This window comes from Protofrankia sp. CiP1_Cm_nod2, from assembly GCF_920664355.1.
Classification (GTDB): Bacteria; Actinomycetota; Actinomycetes; order Frankiales; family Frankiaceae; genus Protofrankia.
Genome location: NZ_CAKKTL010000022.1, coordinates 20,492 through 21,542, shown reverse-complemented (window position 1 = coordinate 21,542; position 1,051 = coordinate 20,492). Strand labels below are relative to the sequence as shown.

The 1,051-nt window shown below is 73.1% G+C and carries 1 pseudogene; it reads left to right on the top strand.

Annotated elements, in window-relative coordinates:
* Window positions 1-449 (top strand): annotated as a pseudogene (locus NBW84_RS04225) (hypothetical protein); the annotation flags it as partial.
* Window positions 450-1,051 lie beyond the last annotated feature (602 nt).

Genomic DNA, 1,051 nt, shown 5'->3' with positions numbered 1-1,051 from the left:
CCCGCCACAAGGTCGTCGACGGCCTCGTCGACGATGCGGGCCAGGCCACCAGCGCGGGCCGGGCGGCTGGTGCGGGCCGGGCGGCTGGTGCGGGCCGGGCGGCTGGTGCGGGCCGGGCGGCCGGCGACGAAGGCCGGGAGGGCCAGGACATCGCAGGGCGGAACGGCGACATCGCAGGACGGAACGGCCAGGACACCGTCGACGCGAGCCAGGCCGGCCGTTCGGACCGGGCTGATGGCGGGGACCGGGCTGGCGGTGGGGGATGGCAGGCCGGCCGTTCGGACCGGGCTGATGGCGGGGACCGGGCCGGCGGTGGGGGAGAGCAGGGCGGTCGCATGGGCCGGGCCGGCGGCAGCCGTGAGGCCGGCGACGGCTGGGGGGCCGGCGGCGCCAGCCGCGGTACCAGCGCCGCCGAGCAGGTCAGCTCCGCGGCTCGTTCACGAGGGTGACCTACGGCGCTGGCGCAGGTGAGATCGCGCGGAGACGGCCCCGGGGCCCGGTTCGAGGGCGGCCCGCTGACGGCCAGTGCCGGTACGGCTGGCAAGCATCGCCGCACCCGGCCGGCCGATGCCCCCACCCCACCACCCCCCACCACCCCGGTCAGACAGCCGCGCGTTCCGTTCTGATTGGGATAATGAGTACGTAAGTGGCTGCTACAGCGACCACTTGTTCCCTCGTTCTCGCGGTCCGACGATTTTTGGTCATGAACGTTTGGTTGGAGCTGGGCTGGGATGGGGGCGTGATGGCTGGGTGGCGCTTCGGGGAGGGCGCGGGGCCGCGGTGGGGTGGCTTCGCCGGGCGGGTCGGCGCGGATGACCGGCTGAAGCAGGTGGCGGGACCGTCGGAAGATCTTCCGGTAGCTGTCGACGGGGGCCTTTACCTGCGGAAACGGCTCGCTGGCGCTGGGTATTACACCGTTGCTCGGGCACTCTCCAGGTGGTGCGGGGTGGTTTCGGGGACGGCCATGGGGTGGCCGTGTGGTCTTCATAGGGTGTTCATGGGGCGTTCGTGGTGGATATGGGGCGGCCATGGGGCGGGTGGAATGGATCTC